Origin of the sequence: Collinsella sp. AM24-1, assembly GCF_003470325.1 — a bacterium.
In the GTDB taxonomy this organism is placed as follows: Bacteria; Actinomycetota; Coriobacteriia; order Coriobacteriales; family Coriobacteriaceae; genus Collinsella.
Genome location: NZ_QRHM01000017.1, coordinates 29,404 through 45,275, shown reverse-complemented (window position 1 = coordinate 45,275; position 15,872 = coordinate 29,404). Strand labels below are relative to the sequence as shown.

The window sequence follows — 15,872 nt, the reverse complement described above, 5'->3', positions numbered from 1 at the left end:
CCTATTTGCTCAATGTGTTCGGTTGAGATCGGAAATCAACCAAACTTGAATCACCTTGATTGGCAACCTCGAGCAGAGCCGAAGGCGACCGAATGCATCCTTGTTTTTATTCATTGGCGAGCTACAATCAACGCAAACCGACCCATCGATATTTCTCTGCAGGCATCGATTGAAATAGAGACAACAATGTTTGATTTAATTAGCGAATTCAATAAAACTGTAGCCGAGCATAATGTCGATTGGGTTGCTAAGGGATTTGCTTTTCGCGACGAAACCATCTATCCAATCGGATATGACACGAAACTGCTCGGAAGAATTTTCGAGATGCTTACCGAGCCGTTGCTCAAGGAGATTGCCGACGACTTCGGGTTTACGCTAACGACCCCAGACAAACAAAACTACTATCCGGACTTTGTACTAACCCCTCAAAACGAAGAGGGGAATCGAATTGCTGTCGATGTCAAATCAACTTATCGAAAGCACCTAAAGAGAGGAGGCATTGCTCCATATAAATTTACACTTGGATCATATGCATCTTTTCTGCGCGATGGGAGGAAGAACATCCTCTATCCCTATAATCAGTTCTGCAAACACTACGTAATCGGATTCGTCTACGACCGAAACGACGAAATAGAGAGCGCACGTCCCTGCTACCCCCTTAACCAATTAAAAGAAATACCCGAACCCTACAGCAATGTTGAATTCTTTATTCAAGAGAAATACCGCATTTCAGACTTCACCACCGGTAGCGGCAATACCGAAAATATCGGAACTATTTCCTCGAATTCAATCAGCCCATTCACTCAGGGTTCAGGGCCTTTTTCAAAGATGGGGAACGATGCATTCGAACTTTATTGGCGAAACTATCCAAAATATACAGCGAAAGAAAAGAGTTACACCGACTTTCAGGGATTCAGAAGATGGGTCGAAACAAACGTTATTGAAATTGATTCAAGCCTACGCGATCGAATTCTCTCCTATGGCGATGTCGTCAACGACAGCCGGGGCGACAGAAAGTAACGGCTATTAGGAGAAAAGTGGACGAAGGAAAGGGAAACACGAGATTAAAGGTGGACTAGGGGACGTTATTCCATCTACTTCTATATCATCATTTCCAGCACATGAACCAAGTAAGAGTTATTTCTTAGGCCTTCACGAGAAGCGCTTCGATCATTGAATTGCGTAAGCTCTGCTTCGAGCCGACGTGATAAAAATGGGAGAATTCAAAGCACTCAAAATCACTCCAACAGTTTTCAATATGCTCATTCACCCTGTACTTATTCTCTTTCCACATGGAAAGATAGACATCCGCCTGAGTCGCATGAGCAGCATCAGCCAGAGCAACAGCTTCAGACTCTGGCCATTCACCCACATAATTTGTATCGCGGCCGATATAAGGAGGGTCGAGATAAACACAGTCGCCTTTTCTTGGCGCCCGCATAATCTCTTTCCAATCGCAAGATTTGAACTCCCAGTCTTTGCCTTCCATGGCAGCCTGCACCCTATCAATCTGATTGCATATCTTAGTTATATACGACCTGGAAAAACGCTCGGGCTTCTTGCAAAATGGAACGTTAAACATCCCGCTCCTATTGAAACGCATAACGCCGTTAAAACAGGACCTATTTAAGAAGATAAAGTCATACGGTGAATGACTTGTATTGAATCTGTCCCTTACCTCGTAGTAGTATTCCGCTCCACCAGTACGCAACATCACAGATTCGCGTTCAAGGTATTCCCGCATAGACTCTGATGTTATTTCATGCCGCTGCACGCTTCTATAAAAATCAATAATGTGTTGATTGCGATCACCGACCACCGCTCTCTGTGGACAAACGTTAAATAGCACAACCCCGCTCCCCAAAAACGGCTCGTACCATATCCCCTGCTGCTTATCCCAGTTTATTGTCTCCTCAATGAAGGGGACTAGCTTCGTTTTAATTCCCTGGCATTTAATGGGGGGAACAATTACCGACATCAAACCTCCGATGCGCCGTCCATGTTCAGACTCAAGGATTTTAGTTTAGACGCTAGCTGGGACACAACACACGTTGCGCACATCAATATCCCTTTCCTCAACCCAAGAATCGGCAGCGAAGCATGGCACGCACCCCCATATCCATCGTTAAGCCAAATAAAGCCAATACTCTTCGAAAATCATTCCTAATAATTAATAACGACCCTCAAATACTAAAAATGTCTCCGGATAACGAGGACGCTTAAGCAACGTCTTAACAACAATCGCTTTCAACTCGGGCTTTCCATACGGACCCCTACCCCTTAAACACCATATCGTTGTGATATTCAATAAACTCAGCTCTTGGGGCGAATCGTTTCGGAAGCGTAATCGGCTCTCCGTTGTAGCGCCACAAGTACTCGTCCTCAGGAGTTTCGTGCTCGACCACGCTAGACACCACTATCTTTAGGTCCTTCGTAATGGTGATTAGTCCCCGGTCGAACGCTTTATCGTGCAATGCGTTCAAAAGCAAGCCGTTGTCGGGCGCGAGTCGCTCCGTCTTTGGATCAGAGACTTTCCAGGGCTTGATATGGCTAGCAACCAACAGAGCCTTGTTCGTTAGCCCCGTCAAGCAGCATCTTGAATCGTAATTGACGAGCAGGGTATTTCGAAAGAACTCCTGGTTCACCCGCATCGAAACAATTGCCTCGCGCTCCTTGCCCTCTGGCAAATCAAAGCCGATCGTCTCTTTCAGCTCATCACTTAGCGGTTCTTTAAAATCGAAACGGTTGAGGAAAACCTCAGTCGCCTCCTCGACAAGCTCATCACCAGCAGAGGAATACTCAGCCCAAACCATCTTGTCCATTTTGCTTGCATGGGTCATTCCAACCTTGCCGCGAGCACGTCGACGCTCATCGAATGATGCAAGGTTCCAGATTTTTAGAGCAACCGCGCCCGGCGTTCTGCCAATGGCCTTAGCTAGCGCCTGGACATCCTCGTTTGTATCATCAACCTTTTTCGATGGTAGGGCGAGGTACAGAAACAGAGCCGCAAGGGTTTCTTCCCTCGACCATTTGCTTCCACGACCAGCCATGATTGCTCCTCGCCCGCGCACCGCTCACGTAATAGGTCCAGGATAATCCCGCGGGGGACCGCGGCCGCCGCCTTTTTCTCATTCGTCGGTGAATGATTGAAACAACGGCACCTCCCTGCGCTCCTCATACCCTCGCTCAAGTTTCTTCCCAAGCTCGGCAGCGCAGCGCTTCGTTTCCTTAGAAAACAGGTCATCGATAGCCCTGTCGATTCGCGTGCAAGTCTGCCGGTGCTCGTTCTTCCAGGGCAGGTTGAGTCCCAAACTCGCATCCCAATAGCCGCCGAGTTTGGCGTTGATCACTTCCTCGGGATACAGCACGTCGCGGCGAATCCCTTCGATCGCCTCGTCCTCGTCCATATCACAGGCTGTCTCGCCCTGCACGAGGCACTTGCGCAGCTCCTTTTGCGCCCGGATGCTGTTCAGCATGCGAACGCACACCACGGCCAAAAAGCGGTAGCGCTCGCACAGGTCCCACTCGCCGCCGAGCCATACGCGATAGCCCAGCATTTCGCTCGCGGACTCATCATCCATCAAGATCAATTCCCACGGACGTACTTTGGCGAGCACATCCTCACCTAGCATTTGAACGCCGCCGCGTGTAAAGATGCACGGCTCCACGTCGTAATAGCCAAAGCCGTGGCCTGCACCACGACGATTGATGACGTGCTTGGGCAGCAGGACGATATTGTCGCTGGGCTCGGGGTCAACCTTGCGCAGCTTTTTGACCTTGCGGCGGGCGCGCTTTAAGCTGCGCTCGTTATCGACACGGCCGCGGCCGTCCGGCTTGCCGCCGTATCGCAGGGCAACCTCGCGCGCCAGGATCTTTGTGTCCGCAGCGCACAGCAGGTCGCTCACGGTGGGCAGGTCTTCCCACTCAATGCCGTCGACATCCCAAATCCTGCTCATGTTCAACCTCTTTCTGGCCGTTAAACTACGCGATCGTTCGCCCCGCTCTATATGCCCACAAGACATGAGCCCCGCTAGAGCGCCTTCTTACTCGGAGCAATCGCCTCGTCCACCAGACCCAACTCCAGAGCGCGCCTGGCGTTGCACCAGCAGTCGCGCTCGGTGAGCTCGTGGAACTCCTGGGCGCTCAGGTTGCCATGCTCGGCCAGCAGCTCGTCCAGCTCGGCGCGCATGGCCGCCGTGTGCTGGGCCACGATCTCGATATCGGTCTGCTGCGCCATGCCCGTGCCGCCCATCAACTGGTGGATGAGCACTTGCGTGTGGCGGTATACCTGGCGGTGGTCGCCGCAGGCCAAGATCACCGCGGCCATCGAGGCCACGACGCCCTCGCCCACCGTGATCACGGGGCAGTCGAGCGACTGCATGGTGTCGATGAGCGCCAGCCCCGCCGTAACGCTACCGCCCGGGCTGTTGATGATGAGGGTGATGGGCTCGGTGGCGCTCTGATGCTCCAACACCAGCATGGACTTAATAAGGCCATTGCAGGTCACATCGTTGACCTCGCCTTCCAGCAGCAGCACGCGGCTGTTAAGCAGCTCACTTGCCATATCGACGGCGGCAACGCGACCGTCCTTGGACTTCTTGATAATGCTAGGCTCACGATACATAACGGACATGGTAATTCCCTTCTAAACGGAATCGGTAAGGAAGTAAAACGAGGCCGCACGGCTAGCGGCCAATGGAAGCCGTGCGGTCAAATAGGCAAGATGGAGCGCGCGAAGCTGCAAGGACTAATCCCTCAGCCACTTGGCCGCATTGGGATGGTCGCCGCAAAAATACTTCTTGGCACGGAAGGGGCGCATGCCGGTTACTTTGACCAGGCAGTCGGTACGCGGCATAAGCCCCACCTCGCCCGGGGTTATCACGCAACCGCGCACATCGACGGCAGTACGCTCGGCGCCCACGTAATTGGTGCCCAGAACCGACTCGCCGCACAGATTGCTTATGTACTCCTGTGTCGCGATGTTGCTGCCGCCGCCCATATAGATCAAGCTGTCGCAGTTATCGAGGATGGTAAGCGCTGCGGATTTGCCGTACGCACCATCGAGCTGACTCAGCGATTGCGCGCACATCAAAAAGCTAATGCCACGGCTGCGCACGGTCGCAATACTCCGCTCAAAATCGGGAATGCGGCCCACGTTGGGAAACTCATCCAGAATAAAGTGCACGTGGCGCTGCAAATGCCCGCTGGGGTTGGAATCAGCGCGGCGCTGGGCCAGGTTAAACAGCTGCTTAAGGGCAACGTTCGCAAGCCATGCATTGGTCGAGTCGTTGTCGCTCACCTTAAGATCGATTACGCGCTTGCCCTCGTCGATACGGTCGAGGCGCATCTCGTCTTTCTCAAAGACGCGCATGAGCTGGGGGGTCTTAAGCCGCGAGATGGTCGCGTTAAGCGTGATCAGAATGCTCTTAAGCGTTCTATCGGCTGCCCCGCGAAAATCACGATACTGTTCAACGCCATACAGGTCCGCGTTCGCAGAATCATACTTGCCAAGAAATTCCTTGGACTCCACCTGCTCCACAAGGTGATCCAGCGGAAATCGTCCCTCGCCATCTCCCGTAACCTTGATGAGTGCCGCCAGCTTAAAGACGTTGTTCATCTTAAGATAGCGTCGCGGAGCTGCGGGATCCCCGTCCGGCGCAAATGTGCCGGCAAGGCACTCTAAGAGGAACAGGATTCCAATAATCGCTCGAAGTAGCAGATCGCTCGCATTGTCCCAAAACGGATCGTCCCTAAAGCTACGCCTGTCAGGATCGACCCCCTACATGATTGACGCCACTGTGGTGGGGATATCCTCGACATCCATCACGTAGCGCAAAGGATCGTACCCGGACGACTGCTCGGGATTGATGGTGTCGAGAACCGTTACCTCGTAGCCGTCCTCCTCGAAGCCCTTCCCCGTACGGCGCAGCAGCTCGCCCTTGGTGTCCGTGACCACATAGCAGCACTCGTGGTGATTGAGCAGGTTGGGCAAAATGAAACTCGCCGTTTTGCCGCTGCCGGTACCGCCAAAGGCAAACACATTGTTGGACACGCTCGTCTCCCAGTGCTTGTCGCCCTCGTAGAAAGCCACCGTGGCACCTTGCGCCAAGATCACATCGCGCTGCTCATCGCCGGATGACAGCGTCTGCATTTCCTCCTTGGTCGCCCACTTCTTGGTCTGATACTCCGTTTGCTGCGCGGCCTCGTAGCCGTACATCTTAATGACCGACATTGCACGGCCCCTTTCTTGTCGATAGTTCTGCGTGATTGCTAGGAAATACGGTCGACGTCTGCGCCCTCCTTGGGGCTCGTCGCACACGGCAACTTGACCGCACCGTCAATCAGACGCTCGGTTTGCGCCACATAGCTCTCGCGCGCCGCGATTGAGACTGACCCGTCGCGCAGATATGCAAGCAATGCATCAATCATCAGCTTGTCGAGCAGGCCATACTCTTTGGCCTGAGCGAAGTTGAGGGTGTAGCGGTCCTGGAGCTCCCGTACCTTAGTTGCCAAATCGATTTCCATCTTTTCCTCCATGCAATAAAAGTTCTCCCGATTGTCCGAAAGAGCCTCAAACGGGCGTTTGACGCATAGCTCAAAGTTGAAACGCGGACTGGTATCGAATACGTGTCTCTGCACCTTGAGATAGCGCTTATAAAACATGACGGCATCGTCCTCGTCCGCCGTAAAACCGCGCGACCCATCGCGATGCACGTGGTCGCAGGGTCTTTTGTAGTCAATGCTTCGCACAAAGCGAGACAGAATATATCCACCTTGTTCAGACGAGTACTTCATACCTGTCGTAACCTGCTCGAACATGCGCACACCGCTCGACTTAAAGCGCGGATTGCTTCCGTGCTCAAACATGCCAATTAAGATGGCCATGCAGTGCGCGCAGTTATCGCGCTGGGGAAAATACAGCGACAACAAAGCGAGCGACGCTGCGGCCAAAAGCTCGCGGGCCTCGTGCACATCGTCTCGATACTGCTCGGGCACCAGCCCGGGAATATCGGGCGAGTGCTTTTCCAGCACGTCAACGAGTGCCTTGGCCAAGCGCTCGGTATCCTGCTCGCCGCAGTACGGATACGGAAACGGCATCTCTGCCTTCCCGTTCTTTTTGCACATGCTGCGGAGATCTTCGTCGATCGTGTTGAGGAACACCTCGTAAATGCTGTCTTCATTCTTCATGAATGCTTCTTCCTATCCGGTTGCGGATGTTTGTCGATAAGTCTGTTCTATGTTTTAGAATGGTCTGAGGCATGGACGATGACAATCGACCTAACCTGTAGCTTCGTTAGTGAAATCACCCTGCTTGATAGCGCAGTTTACCTAAAGGCTGTGTAGCGATTGCATCAAGCAGTTTGTATTGAGTTGGTTTTGGATTACTTCGAGAATAGCACAGTGCTCTGTTCTCGTCATTAGAAATTATCAAAATTTTCTGCTAATATATAACCCACTAAGAAGAAAGGGCTCTATACATGCGTGAAACAACATCATTGCCACGTCTCACCGCCGCCGCCCTCTCACGCGCGCTTAATCTGGAGCAGGGCAGCCGTCTACTCACCGTCCGTCTGCCTGGCGCCTTCGACTGTAAGGCGCTTCGTGAATGTTTCAGCCTGAACAGCAACGGCGTACCCGATATTTGCGAGCTTGAACCCGGCAGGCAGGGCGCGGGCAATGGCGATGCGGCTCCGGTGTTTATCGACGCATCGGGGTATTACCGTACGGGCAAACACGACATCGAAAAAGAATGTATCGCCTTGATCGATTACTTAGAGCCCGGCTACCTCGATTTCTGTGACTGGGGTCCCTTTATTTGGTGTCTGTATGTGCTCGCCCTTTCGAATCGCACTCGCGCAGCCGTAGTGCTGCCCGCCGATCTACTCGATAAAGCCGAGCAGGCGCGCACGATCCTGATACGCGAAGGACTCATCGAGAGCGTCGTGTATTTGCCACTTTCTGAACCCAGGCCCTACATGACAAGCGCGCTTCTCATATTGTCTTCAGGAAATCGCAGCGTTGCATTTCGCAGCGCAATCGAATCCGGGCCGCGTTTTCGATATGTGACAGAAACATCGTATTACTCAGATATCACCTTTTCCATCTCCCCCGACTGGGCCCGCATTGATACCAATACGCCCAGATCAACGCCTATCGAAACGTCCACTTTTGCCACGCGTGAATTGCTGCTGCATCGCGCAGCCCTCTCAAAAGGCAAAATCAGCCTTATCAGCCTCACCCGAAACTACAGGGCTACGCTCGGTGACGCTTTTACGCGAGTAGCTCCATTTATGCCCCGCGAGAGCACCACATCAAACGACATTGATGCAATCGAGGTACGCCGCATCTCATCTCAGGATTTTCAAGATGGCAACCTTCTACCCGCATATGCTGTAGAGAGTGCAAATAGCTCGGATTCCAAAATCGTAAAGGTGAACCCCAGCGTTCTCGATCGATATGAGCTCCGCGCTGGAGATATCGTCATGCCACGCATGCTGGGTCGCTACGGCGCGTCCAACCTGCTCGTCGTCAGCGCCGATGACGCGAAGCAACACCTAGTTGCTTCGCATAACACCACCGTCATTCGCCCGTCGTTCCAAACGATGACCGAAGAGGAGCGCGTAGTGTTTTCGGAGATAATCGTTGGATACCTTACCGAAGGCCATGGGGCACAGCTGATTCAAGCATTAACCGAAGCAGCCAGCATCCGCGCCATCCGCCCTAACGACCTGTTCGAGATCGAAGTCCCGCCAGCGCTCGACCCGCGCACGCGCGAGTACAGCGAATCCATCAATCGCTTTGCCGAGGTCGTAGAAACAAAGAAACAAGCCGAGGCTGCCGTCGCCCAAGCCCAGCGCAACCTCGAAGTCGCAAAAAAGACCATCACCGAAGTGCTCGACCAAATCTGCGAGTAACACATAGGCAGCAGTAACGCCCCAAGCCGGCGGCGGGACCAGCTCCTGCCGCCGGCTTAACTGTCTGGGCTACTCCCATCCCGTAGTCTGAGGATTCCATTTGCACACATTCGCCGAATGATTAAAGCACGGTGTATACAACCGATTGACGACCTCTTCTGCCCCAGCAATGTTCCCCGCGAGATCAAGTACCCCCGCCTGCCTCGCCATCTTTACGTACTGTGCAGAACCATTTTGTTTCCACCAGAGAGGCGCCACGAACTCTTCCGGCATTGCCACTTTGCGGGCAGACGCTTCTTTCTCGACCCTCTCGACAAGCGTAGCCCCATCGACGAAGCAAGTTTTCGCGTACACCAAGATGTCGACTATATCCTTGATTCGCGATGAAGCACGGCCCTCATGCATCTCTATCATTGCGAGCAATTTATCTGCAAGGGCACTCTCCACTCGGCATACTCGATAGTCGCAGACTGGGAGCCCCTCGATATTCAGACGATCGATCGGCGCAAGAACCTCAGGCTCAAGTCCCCGCACTTCATCAATTACCAAGTCAATTGAAATTGGCTGTAGCTTCTTGGTTCCCATAAAGGGGGTGAACCACACCTTCGTACCGCACCGATACTCATCTTCTTCTTTGATTTGCTCTGCACGATCAAAGACGAACGAAACGAAATCCTCCAGATCAATCGAAGCAGCCTGCACCAGATCGACAATAGCCTCTTCGAGACTCTCCTCTTGAGCAACCAAGTCAATATCTCTTGTGACACGTGCATCGAGTGTTCGCGCCAGGACGCTTTGACCGCCCTTGAGCACAAAGCTGCCGTCATCTTCTGAAAAAACGCGACATAGGAAGCGATGAAAGTAGAAACCGACGATTGCCCGATTAGTATCCATTGGTGATTCTCTTGCGGCATTCCTAACAGCCATCTCCAATGCGGCAGGCGTTTTGTACTTCACCATGTCCTCCGTTTCGCATTACCCGTTCAGTACCATCAGCAAAGGCGCCATCAGCTCGCGTCGTTTGGCGGTTTTAGAGTTCTCCTCTACAAGATCCTTCAGCCGTTGTATATCGAGTCCACGTCCAAGCGCGTCGTGATAGGCATCGATAATTAATGAGGGATCCTCGCAATCGAGGCAAAGATCGACAAGCGTGCGCTCGGGTTTAGTTACCGGCAGGCCGTCGAGCCAAACGATGTCCCGCTCAGCAATCTCGCGCTTTACAAAAGAAAGGGATTCGTTTCTTGTATTGATACGCATGGGCGCGGTCATCCTGTAGGGGGACAGATAGAAATCGCCCATTTGCTGCAGGTTCGCCGCTGTCGTACCGCTCACGGCGATGCCATCCCACTGACGTTTTCTCTCCCACGCGCAAAGGGAAGGATTGGTGAGCTTCCAAAAGGCGTTGAGTTCGTCGGTGTCTCGGCGCTGCGTTCCAGACATCCGGTAGGCGCCGTGGCATATCCGTTCAAGACGCCCTGCGCGGCATGAGTGCGCCAGCGCATCTCGAGAGATGTCCATGCGAGCCGCCTGGGCTGTGGTGAACACGCCCTCGCTCTCGGAAAGCTCGCTTATCGCCGCTATGTTGCTAAAGTACTTCATGCTGCAATTGTAGGATATTTTCATACTTTTGCAACGTGATTTTTGATCCATTAGATCCGTTTGCCTTGTTTACCCCATTTCTGACGTCGTTTTGCACCGGCACCCCATCCCCCGCTATTGAGGTCTAATACTTTTCCGCGAAGTGAGCGTCTGTTTTTGGACCCCTGGAGCATCCGCATTTTTCAACGGCATAAACGCAGGATTCTGGCATCAAAACCGCAGAGAACGGCGCCCTCAAAGTGTCAATGCTTCGGGGGTCCGATTTTGCTCGTTCACTTCTCGGGAAAAGTATTAGACCTCGCCGCGGGCCACTAATAATGACCCCTCTATACACACCCAAAAACTCATCCAACATTAATCTTGGCTCAAGAATCGCTTAATCTATAACCTGCACTATAGAGTTCGACCAAGGGCGGGCGGCACCGCGCAACGCAGGCCGACGAACGCAACGCTCGCGCCCGGGCAGGTCGCCCGGCGTCGCGCCCATCGAACGAAAGGACAGGTCATGGACGACCTCGAAAAAGTTGAAACCATCCGCACCAAGTGCAACGTGAGTTACACCGATGCCAAGGCGGCGCTCGACGCTGCCGACGGCAACGTTTTGGATGCCATCATTTGGCTCGAGTCGCAGGGCAAGACCCAGACCACGTCGGCGCATGCCGCCACCGAGTCCGCGCCAGTCGATGAGCCCTCGGCCGAGATGGTCGCCGCGCAGGCAGCCTACGAAAAGTCGAGTGAAAAGACCGACTTCTCCAAGAAGATGGACAGCGTGTGGGAGTACCTCAAAAAGCTCTTCCGCCTGAGTCTGGACACCAAGTTTATCGCCACGCGCCGCGATGCGATCATCCTCAACATCCCCATCCTGATTCCCATCGTCGCGCTGTTTGCCTGGGGCGCCACGATATGGCTGATGCTGATTGGCCTGTTCTTTGGCATGCGCTACCGCATCGACAGCGACGGCGACGTGCCCGGCAGCATCAACAACCTTATGGATAGCGCTGCTAACGCCGCGGACGACATCAAGCAAAATCTCAACGACGACAAGTAATCGCAGACGGGGGCACGCATGGCACGAATCCTGATCGTAGAGGACGAGGAGAAAATCGCCCGCTTTGTGACACTCGAGCTGGAGCACGAGGGCTACCAGGTGGAGCACGCCGCCGACGGACGCACCGCCGTTGACCTGGCGTTGGAGCGCGACTACGATCTGATTCTGCTCGATGTACTGTTGCCGCAGCTCAACGGCATGGAGGTGCTGCGGCGCATACGCAAGCACAAGGATGCGCCAGTGATCATGGTCACCGCGCGCGATGCCGTGATGGACAAGGTTGCCGGGCTCGACGCCGGCGCCGACGATTACCTGACCAAGCCGTTTGCGATTGAGGAGCTGTTCGCACGGATCCGCGTGGCACTGAAGCGCTCGGAAGCCGTGCGAGCGGCTTCGGGCGTTGGCGGCGCCAGCGCCGGGGCTGGCGTAGCGAGCGGCACGGCCGCCGGTATCGCCACAATGTCCCCGGCAACCGACACGGCCCAGACCGCTGCCGCGCCCTCCCCCGCCACGCTCGCCGTGGGCTCGGTTGCGCTCGACCCCGACCGCCGCGAAGTCACGGTCGGCGGCTCGCCCATTGCGCTCACGGCCCGCGAGTTCGATGTCCTCGCCCTGCTTATGGCGCATGCCGAGACCGTGCTCACGCGCGAACGCATCGCGCACGAAGCGCTGGGCTACGAATACATGGGCGACACCAACAACGTCGACGTGCACATCGCGCATCTACGCGCCAAGATCGAGGACGCCGGCGGCGCCCGCATCATCCAGACCGTGCGCGGGGTGGGCTATGTCTGCCGCGCGTAACGCCGAGGCCAAGCGCGTCACCTCCATCGCCCGCGCCATCAACTGGAGCTATATGTGGCGCCGCCTGATGAGCTACGTTTGGCTCGATCTGCTGCTGGTGGTGATTGCGGCGGCGATCCTCGTCTATGGATACAACCAGACGCTGCCCGACGGCGCGTTTACCGCAGGATGGATCCCCAGCGCCACCGTTCACGGCATGTCGCTGACGCCCGCGCGCGGCTGGGACCTGGCAACGCTCACCTATACCGTCGAGCTTGCGCGTACCACCAAGACTTTCCCCCTCGCGCAGGACCTCGTCGCGCTATGGCCTCTCTACCTTGTCGTTGTGGGTTGGCAGGTCATCAGCGTGCTCAACATGCTCGGCGGTGCCCGCCGTGTGCGCCGTACCATGGCACCGCTCAACGACTTGGCACTGCGCGTGGACGAACTCGGCCGCATGCAGCTCTCCGGCGGCAAGATGGAAACGCTGGAGCAGGCCATCGAGCGCGCAAGCGTCGACTCGCCGAGCGTCACTACCGGCGACGCCGACCTGGCAAGCATCGAGGTCGCACTCAACCGCCTGCTGCGTCAGATGCAAGAGGCCAAGCTGCAGCAGATGCGCTTTGTCAACGATGCGAGCCACGAGCTGCGCACGCCCATCGCGGTGATTCAGGGCTACGTAAACATGCTCGACCGCTGGGGTAAGGACGACCCGGACGTGCTGGCAGAATCCATCGCGTCCCTCAAGGCCGAAAGCGAGCACATGCAAGAGCTCGTGGAACAGCTGCTGTTTTTGGCACGCGGCGACGCCGGACGCACGGTCCTGCGGCGTGCGAATACCAACCTGGCCGCGCTGGTCGGCGAGGTATGCGAGGAGTCACAGATGATCGATGCCGCGCACACGTATCGACTGGCGTACGACGCTGCGCTTGTCAGCGACCCGCGCTGCGACGCGCCCGTTGACGTGGCGCTCGTGAAGCAGGCTCTGCGCGTGATCGTGCAAAACGCCGCCAAGTATTCGGACGCGGGCACGCCCATCTCGTTTGGCGTAGCGCCGGATGCGGGCGCAGGCACGATCGACATAAGTGTTGAGGACGAGGGTATCGGCATGAACCAGGAATCCGCAGCTCACGCGTTTGAACGGTTCTACCGCGCCGACAACGCACGCGATGCCGGCGCGCAGGGCTCGGGTCTGGGGCTTGCCATTGCCAAGTGGATCGTCGATAGCCATGGTGGTGTCATTGGCGTGACCTCAGTCGAGGGCGTCGGCAGCCGCTTTACGATTCGCCTGCCGCGGTAGGGGCGTCTCTCACGAATCGAAGGTGAATGCTTTTCCGCGAAGTGAACGACCTATTTTGGACCCCCGAAGCATCCGCACTTTTTGACGCCAAAACCGCAGGAAAAACCTTACGAAACCGCAGGAAACGGTGCCTCCAAAGTGTCGATGCTCCAGGGGTCCAATTTCACTCGTTCACTTCGCGGAAAAGTATTCACCTTCGTTTTACGGCAGCCCGTCAGTCACCCTCTCGGCATTAAAAATGGGGTAAGGCCACGTGGCCTTACCCCATTTTTCGTTAGCTATAGCAGCCTGTGCGCTACTCGCGGCACAGGTGCACGGCGAAGCCGGCGAACTCGCGCTTAAAGTACACGAGCTTGGTGCTACCGTCGGGCAGCAGCGCGCGCGACTCCTCGTTGACCTCGAGCCCGCGCTCGGCAAACCACTTCTCGGCCGCATCGATGTCGTTGACGGCAAAGCCAATGTGGCCCTTGGTGCCACGACCGTTCTGCTTCATAACCTCGACCAGCGAATCGTTAAAGTACGAAACCGGGGTCTCGATAACGGGCAGGCCCATCATCGTCGAGAACAGCTCCGCGATCTCCAAGGCGTCTGCCGGGTCGGTGGCGTTGATGCCCACATGGGCAACGCGCATGCCAAAAAGCTCGACCGGGTTGGCGTTCTGCTCACTCATACAGTCAGCGCCTACTGAGCCATGACGTCGAGGACGGCCTTCTCGGCAGCGACGCGGTTCATGCCGGTCATGAAGGGCACGCCGCTCACGTACGGGCAGGTGAGTCCCTCGGGGGCAACGGTGGTGGCGATCAGCAGGTCAGCGCCCTCGTCGCAGTAATCCTTGGCCTCGGAGATAGCGCACTGCACGATCTCGTACTTGCCGGCATAACCGTTGGCATCGAGCATGGTGGCGACCTTCTGGGCAACGAGCGTGGAAGTAGCAGCGCCAGCACCGCAAGCCAAAACGATCTTCTTCATAGGTAATGTCTCCCTTCATGGTTTACTTTAGGTAAGTGTACCGCAGCGAGCGATGGCACTTAGCCTCGATGAGCTTTTATGCCAGTTTGCTTGCGCGCTGCGTATAATACATCTAGTACGTGTTGTCATACCGCTCGCTTTATGAGCGACTAAGGACCCTAATATGCCCGATTCCCGCACACTCTGGACCGCCGTCGTTATCATCTGTATCGCCGTGTCGGTGTTCTTTAGCGTCAAAAAACGCACCACGTTTAAACGCCTGCAGCAGCTTATGGCCGCTAAGCAGTGGGACGAGTTCGATCGCTTGCTCGACGGCAAACTCACCAGCATGCTGTACCCGCGCTACAACCGCGACTACCTGCGCCTGAACTCCTATCTGCTGCGCGAGGACCACAAGCGCGCCAGCGAGATGTTCGACCTGCTGCTGGGACTCAACCTGCCCAAGATGCAGCGCGTCGACCTGGTCATTAAGGCCTTTAACTACTACGTTGGCCAGGAGGACCGCAAAAAGTCCAAGGAGTTGCTGCACGAGATCAAGGGCTTTGAGGGCGGTCAGGCCGAGGCAGTCGCACACGAATGCCAGCTGATGTACGACACGATGATCCTCAAGCGCCACAACGACATTCCCGAGCTGGAGCGCATGCTCGAAGAGGCCGGTGACGACAAGGTCAAGAGCTGCCGCCTGGAATACCTGCTGGCCCTGCAGTACAAGAACAAGGGCGACGAGGCCAAGTTTGCCGAGTACTTGGAAAAGTCGGGCCAGCACTCGATGGCTGTCAACGCGTAACGGGCGGCTTGTGCTAGACTTCTAGTCTCACGGGGGCGTGGCGGAATTGGCATACGCAGGAGACTTAAAATCTCTCGCCGCAAGGATTGTGGGTTCGAGTCCCACCGCCCCTACCATTGGCTTTTACGGGCCCGTATCTCCCAGGGATGCGGGCCCGTTTCTTTTGCACGCCGGTGGGGCTCGAACCCGCGAGGGGGCGAGCGTTAAGCAAACGCGGAGCGTTTGTAGCGAGCCGGCGAGGGCGCCGGCAGGCGACCGAGGCCGGTGCGTATTTGCTGCGCAAATTCGCAGACGTCCCACCGCCCCTACCACGCATTGTTTACGAGCCCGTGTCCCCCGGAGACGCGGGCTCGTTTCTTGTGGATGCCGACACGGATGATAAGTTGCGGTGGAATAGTTCCTGTTTTGACTGGTTACCAGCTCATTTAAGAACTTTTTCACCGCAACTTAGATTGGCACTCCCACATTTTT

17 protein-coding genes and 1 tRNA gene are annotated in these 15,872 nt (G+C 55.6%); 7 read left to right on the top strand and 11 right to left on the bottom strand.

Going from position 1 to position 15,872, the window contains the following annotated elements:
* A partial coding sequence (locus tag DW661_RS07410) for a type II restriction endonuclease (protein WP_147356442.1) occupies window positions 1-1,020 on the top strand: 1,020 nt, incomplete at its 5' end.
* Window positions 1,021-1,144: 124 nt separating this feature from the next.
* On the opposite strand, the gene DW661_RS07405 is transcribed toward DW661_RS07410, so the two are convergent.
* The 7 genes from DW661_RS07405 to DW661_RS07375 all read right to left on the bottom strand — a co-directional run bounded on the left by DW661_RS07405 (window position 1,145) and on the right by DW661_RS07375 (window position 7,188).
* Window positions 1,145-1,978, bottom strand: coding sequence for a Dam family site-specific DNA-(adenine-N6)-methyltransferase (locus DW661_RS07405; RefSeq protein ID WP_117635635.1), 834 nt, complete (start codon window positions 1,976-1,978; stop codon window positions 1,145-1,147).
* A gap of 295 nt (window positions 1,979-2,273) precedes the next feature.
* The gene (locus DW661_RS07400; protein WP_117635636.1) at window positions 2,274-3,050 is read right to left on the bottom strand and encodes an HNH endonuclease; all 777 of its coding nucleotides are present in this window, start codon (window positions 3,048-3,050) and stop codon (window positions 2,274-2,276) included.
* A gap of 78 nt (window positions 3,051-3,128) precedes the next feature.
* Window positions 3,129-3,956, bottom strand: coding sequence for a hypothetical protein (locus DW661_RS07395; RefSeq protein ID WP_117635637.1), 828 nt, complete (start codon window positions 3,954-3,956; stop codon window positions 3,129-3,131).
* A gap of 74 nt (window positions 3,957-4,030) precedes the next feature.
* On the bottom strand, window positions 4,031-4,633 hold the full coding sequence (locus tag DW661_RS07390) for a ClpP family protease (protein WP_117797541.1): 603 nt from the start codon (window positions 4,631-4,633) through the stop codon (window positions 4,031-4,033).
* Between the two features lie 114 nt (window positions 4,634-4,747).
* Window positions 4,748-5,617 carry a type IV secretory system conjugative DNA transfer family protein gene (locus DW661_RS07385; protein WP_118935229.1) on the bottom strand — a complete coding sequence of 290 codons (870 nt, stop codon included), beginning with the start codon at window positions 5,615-5,617 and terminating at the stop codon, window positions 4,748-4,750.
* 162 nt (window positions 5,618-5,779) lie between these two features.
* On the bottom strand, window positions 5,780-6,232 hold the full coding sequence (locus tag DW661_RS07380; protein WP_118935227.1) for a type IV secretory system conjugative DNA transfer family protein: 453 nt from the start codon (window positions 6,230-6,232) through the stop codon (window positions 5,780-5,782).
* Window positions 6,233-6,270: 38 nt separating this feature from the next.
* Window positions 6,271-7,188 (bottom strand): hypothetical protein, encoded by a 918-nt coding sequence (locus DW661_RS07375; protein WP_117635640.1) that lies wholly within the window; start codon window positions 7,186-7,188, stop codon window positions 6,271-6,273.
* 290 nt (window positions 7,189-7,478) lie between these two features.
* Here DW661_RS07375 and DW661_RS07370 point away from each other — a divergent pair, with 290 nt between their 5' ends.
* Window positions 7,479-8,915 (top strand): hypothetical protein, encoded by a 1,437-nt coding sequence (locus tag DW661_RS07370; RefSeq protein ID WP_118935225.1) that lies wholly within the window; start codon window positions 7,479-7,481, stop codon window positions 8,913-8,915.
* Window positions 8,916-8,984: 69 nt separating this feature from the next.
* On the opposite strand, the gene DW661_RS07365 is transcribed toward DW661_RS07370, so the two are convergent.
* Window positions 8,985-9,875: a nucleotidyl transferase AbiEii/AbiGii toxin family protein gene (locus tag DW661_RS07365; RefSeq protein ID WP_199584867.1), complete on the bottom strand. Its 891-nt coding sequence runs from the start codon at window positions 9,873-9,875 to the stop codon at window positions 8,985-8,987.
* Between the two features lie 15 nt (window positions 9,876-9,890).
* Window positions 9,891-10,565 (bottom strand): type IV toxin-antitoxin system AbiEi family antitoxin domain-containing protein, encoded by a 675-nt coding sequence (locus DW661_RS07360; protein ID WP_199408775.1) that lies wholly within the window; start codon window positions 10,563-10,565, stop codon window positions 9,891-9,893.
* Window positions 10,566-11,019: 454 nt separating this feature from the next.
* Here DW661_RS07360 and DW661_RS07355 point away from each other — a divergent pair, with 454 nt between their 5' ends.
* The 3 genes from DW661_RS07355 to DW661_RS07345 are packed head-to-tail and all read left to right on the top strand — an operon-like array spanning window position 11,020 to window position 13,645.
* Entirely contained in the window at window positions 11,020-11,562 is a 543-nt protein-coding gene (locus DW661_RS07355; protein ID WP_089573575.1) for a DUF4342 domain-containing protein, read from the top strand.
* An 18-nt stretch (window positions 11,563-11,580) separates the two neighbouring features.
* The gene (locus tag DW661_RS07350) at window positions 11,581-12,366 is read left to right on the top strand and encodes a response regulator transcription factor (protein ID WP_118935223.1); all 786 of its coding nucleotides are present in this window, start codon (window positions 11,581-11,583) and stop codon (window positions 12,364-12,366) included.
* Window positions 12,350-13,645, top strand: coding sequence for a cell wall metabolism sensor histidine kinase WalK (locus tag DW661_RS07345; protein WP_118935220.1), 1,296 nt, complete (start codon window positions 12,350-12,352; stop codon window positions 13,643-13,645). Before DW661_RS07350 ends, DW661_RS07345 begins: the two co-directional genes overlap by 17 nt.
* 295 nt (window positions 13,646-13,940) lie before the next feature.
* Here the strand turns inward: DW661_RS07345 and DW661_RS07340 are convergent, their stop codons facing one another.
* Together DW661_RS07340 and DW661_RS07335 are read right to left on the bottom strand one after the other, a co-directional pair.
* A complete protein-coding gene (locus DW661_RS07340; RefSeq protein WP_117802785.1) occupies window positions 13,941-14,315 on the bottom strand; it encodes a VOC family protein in 375 nt (124 codons plus the stop codon).
* Window positions 14,316-14,326: 11 nt separating this feature from the next.
* A complete protein-coding gene (locus DW661_RS07335) occupies window positions 14,327-14,614 on the bottom strand; it encodes a PTS sugar transporter subunit IIB (RefSeq protein WP_117654890.1) in 288 nt (95 codons plus the stop codon).
* A 163-nt stretch (window positions 14,615-14,777) separates the two neighbouring features.
* Between DW661_RS07335 and DW661_RS07330 the strand changes: the two genes are divergently transcribed.
* On the top strand, window positions 14,778-15,401 hold the full coding sequence (locus DW661_RS07330) for a hypothetical protein (RefSeq protein WP_117583606.1): 624 nt from the start codon (window positions 14,778-14,780) through the stop codon (window positions 15,399-15,401).
* Window positions 15,402-15,432: 31 nt separating this feature from the next.
* Window positions 15,433-15,517: transfer RNA gene (locus DW661_RS07325), tRNA-Leu, on the top strand.
* The last annotated feature ends 355 nt before the right edge of the window (window positions 15,518-15,872 follow it).

What these genes read in the sequence shown, in the direction of transcription:
- DW661_RS07335 (WP_117654890.1), bottom strand. Translation starts at nt 14,614, where the DNA reads ATGAAGAAGATCGTTTTGGCTTGCGGTGCTGGCGCTGCTACTTCCACG.
- DW661_RS07360 (WP_199408775.1), bottom strand. Translation starts at nt 10,565, where the DNA reads ATGGATCAAAAATCACGTTGCAAAAGTATGAAAATATCCTACAATTGC.
- DW661_RS07375 (WP_117635640.1), bottom strand. Translation starts at nt 7,188, where the DNA reads ATGAAGAATGAAGACAGCATTTACGAGGTGTTCCTCAACACGATCGAC.
- DW661_RS07385 (WP_118935229.1), bottom strand. Translation starts at nt 5,617, where the DNA reads ATGAACAACGTCTTTAAGCTGGCGGCACTCATCAAGGTTACGGGAGAT.
- DW661_RS07355 (WP_089573575.1), top strand. Translation starts at nt 11,020, where the DNA reads ATGGACGACCTCGAAAAAGTTGAAACCATCCGCACCAAGTGCAACGTG.
- DW661_RS07390 (WP_117797541.1), bottom strand. Translation starts at nt 4,633, where the DNA reads ATGTCCGTTATGTATCGTGAGCCTAGCATTATCAAGAAGTCCAAGGAC.
- DW661_RS07380 (WP_118935227.1), bottom strand. Translation starts at nt 6,232, where the DNA reads ATGTCGGTCATTAAGATGTACGGCTACGAGGCCGCGCAGCAAACGGAG.
- DW661_RS07395 (WP_117635637.1), bottom strand. Translation starts at nt 3,956, where the DNA reads ATGAGCAGGATTTGGGATGTCGACGGCATTGAGTGGGAAGACCTGCCC.
- DW661_RS07400 (WP_117635636.1), bottom strand. Translation starts at nt 3,050, where the DNA reads ATGGCTGGTCGTGGAAGCAAATGGTCGAGGGAAGAAACCCTTGCGGCT.
- DW661_RS07340 (WP_117802785.1), bottom strand. Translation starts at nt 14,315, where the DNA reads ATGAGTGAGCAGAACGCCAACCCGGTCGAGCTTTTTGGCATGCGCGTT.
- DW661_RS07370 (WP_118935225.1), top strand. Translation starts at nt 7,479, where the DNA reads ATGCGTGAAACAACATCATTGCCACGTCTCACCGCCGCCGCCCTCTCA.
- DW661_RS07365 (WP_199584867.1), bottom strand. Translation starts at nt 9,875, where the DNA reads ATGGTGAAGTACAAAACGCCTGCCGCATTGGAGATGGCTGTTAGGAAT.
- DW661_RS07345 (WP_118935220.1), top strand. Translation starts at nt 12,350, where the DNA reads ATGTCTGCCGCGCGTAACGCCGAGGCCAAGCGCGTCACCTCCATCGCC.
- DW661_RS07330 (WP_117583606.1), top strand. Translation starts at nt 14,778, where the DNA reads ATGCCCGATTCCCGCACACTCTGGACCGCCGTCGTTATCATCTGTATC.
- DW661_RS07350 (WP_118935223.1), top strand. Translation starts at nt 11,581, where the DNA reads ATGGCACGAATCCTGATCGTAGAGGACGAGGAGAAAATCGCCCGCTTT.
- DW661_RS07405 (WP_117635635.1), bottom strand. Translation starts at nt 1,978, where the DNA reads ATGTCGGTAATTGTTCCCCCCATTAAATGCCAGGGAATTAAAACGAAG.